Here is a 4,547-nt window from a genome sequence, read left to right as displayed (position 1 = left end):
AAGTTCGAATCTTCTCGCCCCGACCACTTCAAACTCCCATCTGATTGCACAACTGAAACATGTTGTATCGCCTGTGCATGCGGCCTGTCGCGGGTGCCCCGAAAAAAGCTTTTTGGGCGTTAAGTTTCGTAAACTCCTGTGGATGGATTTGAAGCTTTTTCCAAAGGACGTGGCACAAGCACCCATCACACAAGCGATTTTCCGCCGGGCCGGTCGGCGCGTGGTTTGTGGGTGAATCGGTGGCACTTGGCGAGCCCGTTGCAACCTGCCTCAGGTCAACCGAAATCTTGTCACAAAAAAGAGAAAAAGCTGTTGACCCACCCCGGGGTCATACGTCAGTTTGTGGGGGCTGACGGAGAAGCCACAACATTTAGTGGCCGGAACGACGGGGACAGACAATCACAGAATTGGCCGCGAATGATGGCCGACGGGCAGCGGGCGCATCCGCTGTGACAGGTGTTTTCGTCCCCTTTCGAACCCCGCCGGCAACCAAGGCGGCAAGATGCCCCGGCAAGGGGTGCGGTCGCACCAGCAAGATCACGAAGGATGGGGCAGATGAAGATCGAACGCAAATTCACCAAGGCAGGAAAAGACGCCTATGCCGAGGTTGCATTCCGGACGACGGTGTCGGAAATCCGCAATCCCGACGGCAAGATCGTCTTCAAGAATGACAGCGTCGAAGTGCCGGCGGATTGGAGCCAGGTTGCCTCCGACGTTCTGGCCCAGAAATATTTCCGCAAGGCAGGCGTTCCGGCGCGGCTGAAAAAGGTCAAGGAAAAGGGCGTGCCCGAATTCCTCTGGCGTTCGGTCCCCGATGAAAAGGCGCTCGCCGATCTGCCGGACGATCAGCGCTACGTGGGCGAAAGCTCGGGCAAGCAGGTCTTTGACCGCCTCGCCGGGGCCTGGGCCTATTGGGGCTGGAAGGGTGGCTACTTTTCGTCCGAAGGCGATGCCCAAGCCTATTACGACGAAATGCGCTTCATGCTGGCCGAACAGATGGCGGCCCCCAACAGCCCGCAATGGTTCAATACCGGGCTCCACTGGGCCTACGGCATCGACGGGCCGGGGCAGGGCCACTACTATGTGGATCACACGACGGGCAAGCTGACCCGCTCGAATTCCGCCTATGAACATCCCCAACCGCATGCCTGCTTCATCCAGTCGGTCAAGGATGACCTCGTATCGGATGGCGGCATCATGGACCTCTGGGTGCGCGAGGCGCGGCTGTTCAAATACGGGTCCGGCACCGGCACCAATTTCTCGTCGCTGCGCGCGGCGAACGAAGCCCTGTCGGGCGGTGGCAAGTCCAGCGGATTGATGGGCTTTCTGAAGATCGGCGACCGGGCTGCGGGCGCGATCAAGTCGGGCGGCACAACGCGCCGTGCGGCCAAGATGGTGATCTGCGACATGGATCACCCCGATATCGAGGATTTCATCAACTGGAAGGTCATCGAGGAACAGAAAGTGGCCGCTCTGGTCGCGGGCTCCAAGATGCACGAACGCCAGCTGAACGAGATCTTCGCGGCGATCCGGCAATGGGACGGCTCCAGCGAGGATGCGGTCGACCCCGTGAAGAACGAGGCGTTGAAAACCGCCATCAAGGCCGCGAAAAAGGTCGCGATCCCCGAGACTTACGTCAAGCGCGTGCTGGACTATGCCAAGCAGGGCTATGGGTCGATCGAATTCCCGACCTACGACACCGATTGGGATTCTGAGGCCTATGCCACCGTCTCCGGCCAGAACTCCAACAACTCCGTCCGCGTCACCGATGCCTTCCTTACGGCCGTCAAGAACGATGCCGACTGGGAACTGATCCGCCGCACCGACGGCAAGGTCGCCAAGACGGTGAAGGCGCGGGAGCTTTGGGAACAGGTCGGCCACGCAGCCTGGGCCTGCGCCGATCCCGGCATCCAGTTCCACGACACCGTCAATGCTTGGCATACCTGCCCGGAAGACGGGGCGATCCGGGGATCGAACCCCTGTTCGGAATACATGTTCCTGGACGACACGGCCTGTAACCTTGCCTCGATGAACCTCCTGACTTTCTACAAGGACGCGAAGTTCGACGCCGAGGCCTATGTCCACGCCACCCGGCTCTGGACCGTGACGCTGGAAATCTCGGTCCTGATGGCGCAGTTCCCGTCGAAGGAAATCGCGCAGCGCAGCTATGATTACCGTACGCTGGGCCTCGGCTACGCCAATATCGGCGGGCTTCTGATGAACATGGGCTATGGCTATGATTCGGATGAAGGCCGCGCACTTTGCGGTGCGCTGACGGCGGTGATGACCGGCATCTCCTACGCCACGTCCGCTGAAATGGCGGGTGAGCTTGGTGCCTTCCCGGGTTACGCCCGCAATGCCGACCACATGCTGCGCGTCATCCGCAACCATCGCAACGCCGCCTTCGGCAAGACCGATGGATATGAGGATCTGGCGGTCAAGCCGGTCGCGCTTGACCACGCGAACTGCCCGGATCAAGCGCTTGTTTCTCTTGCGAAAATGGCCTGGGATGAGGCGCTGGAACTCGGCCAGAAGAACGGCTATCGCAACGCCCAGACCAGCGTTATCGCACCAACCGGCACGATCGGTCTGGTGATGGATTGCGACACGACCGGAATTGAACCGGACTTCGCGCTGGTGAAGTTCAAAAAGCTCGCTGGTGGCGGTTACTTCAAGATCATCAACCGTTCGGTTCCGGCGGCGCTGGAAACACTGGGATACGGCAGCGCCGAGATCGAAGAGATCATCGCCTATGCCGTCGGTCATGCGTCCCTGGGCAACTGCCCCGGTATCAACCACACCTCGCTGATCGGCCACGGTTTCGGTCAGGCGGAACTGGATAAGATCGAGGCGGCTTTGCCCTCGGCCTTCGACATCCGCTTTGTCTTCAACCAGTGGACCTTGGGTGAGAAGTTCTGCACGGAAACTCTTGGGATCCCTGCCGAAAAGCTGAACGACCCGACCTTTGACATCCTGCGCCATCTCGGCTTCACCCGGCGCCAGATCGAAGAAGCGAACGACCATGTTTGCGGTACGATGACGCTGGAAGGTGCGCCGCATCTGGACCCCAAGCACTACTCGGTCTTCGACTGCGCCAATCCTTGCGGCAAGAAGGGCAAGCGCTTCCTGGGTGTCGACAGCCATATCCACATGATGGCGGCGGCGCAGTCCTTCATCTCGGGCGCGATATCCAAGACCATCAACATGCCGAACAACGCGACCATCGAGGACACGCTGGCGGCCTATGAACTGTCCTGGTCGCTGGGCATCAAGGCCAACGCGCTTTACCGCGATGGCTCCAAGCTCAGCCAGCCGCTGGCCGCTTCGCTGGTGGAAGACGATGAGGAGGCCGAGGAGATCCTCGCCACCGGGTCGGCGCAGGAAAAGGCCGCCGTTCTGGCCGAGAAGATCGTCGAAAAGATCGTCATCAAGGAAGTGGTGAAATCGCACCGCGAAAAGCTGCCCGAACGGCGCAAGGGCTACACCCAGAAGGCCATCGTCGGCGGGCACAAGGTTTACCTGCGCACCGGCGAATACAAGGATGGTGCGCTGGGTGAGATCTTCATCGACATGCACAAGGAAGGGGCGGGCTTCCGCGCGATGATGAACAACTTCGCCATCGCGGTGTCGGTCGGCCTGCAATACGGCGTGCCGCTGGAGGAATTCGTCGACGCCTTCACTTTCACCAAGTTCGAACCGGCTGGCATGGTGCAGGGCAACGACTCGATCAAACAGGCGACGTCGATCCTCGACTACATCTTCCGCGAACTGGCAATCTCGTATCTCGACCGCACCGATCTGGCCCATGTCCAGCCGCAGGGCGCGAGCTTCGATGACCTTGGCGGCGGTGCCAATGAGGGCCAGACGAATGTCTCCGAGATGAGCGAAAGTGCCGCCTCGAAGTCGCTGGAAGTGCTCAAGCAGGTCGCTTCGACCGGCTATATGAGAAAGCGTCTGCCGCAGGAACTGATCGTGTTTCAGGGCGGCATGGGGGCGACTGCCCTTGCCGGTGACCCGGTCGCAGCACTGAATACGCTGGTTCCGGCAACGGGGCAGGTGGCTGCTGCGGCGTCGGCCACGACGGCACTGGCCACCGGTACCGTCACGATGGACGCCCGCACCAAGGCCAAGATGCAGGGCTATGAGGGCGATCCTTGTGGCGAATGCGGCAACTACACGCTGGTGCGCAACGGCACCTGCATGAAGTGCAACACCTGCGGGGGAACCTCGGGGTGCAGCTGACGAGGGACAGCGAATACCGGTCACTCCGGTGACCCGTTCCGGGGCGGGTGCGCTCGCCCCAGACGACGTTCAGGCCGCAGGCATAAAACCGAGCGGTATGAAGGATGAGCCTGAACGGCGAAACTCAGACGGGGGGCCACGGCCCCCCGATTTTCTTTGGCATGTCCGTATGTTGTGGCGGTCTGTTGTGCGGGATCGAGCCGTCATTCAGCAAGGCACCAATGCCCGGGAACAAGGCGCGCCTTGCGCGCCGCCGGGCCGCGCCCGACCGCCCCCTGGGTGGGCGCTCCTGCACAGTTTCAAGA

At 61.0% G+C, this 4,547-nt stretch carries 2 protein-coding genes; both read left to right on the top strand.

All coding sequences use genetic code 11. From position 1 onward, the window contains the following. On the top strand, positions 1–235 hold a 235-nt coding region (locus tag WBB85_RS05535; RefSeq protein ID WP_432637631.1), incomplete at its 5' end, for a hypothetical protein. 320 nt (positions 236–555) lie between these two features. Then, positions 556–4,242 (top strand): vitamin B12-dependent ribonucleotide reductase, encoded by a 3,687-nt coding sequence (locus WBB85_RS05530; RefSeq protein WP_432637630.1) that lies wholly within the window; start codon positions 556–558, stop codon positions 4,240–4,242. The last annotated feature ends 305 nt before the right edge of the window (positions 4,243–4,547 follow it).

The organism is Albidovulum sp. (assembly GCF_049646345.1).
Classification (GTDB): Bacteria; Pseudomonadota; Alphaproteobacteria; order Rhodobacterales; family Rhodobacteraceae; genus Albidovulum.
This window is presented reverse-complemented; position numbering and strand designations above follow the sequence as displayed.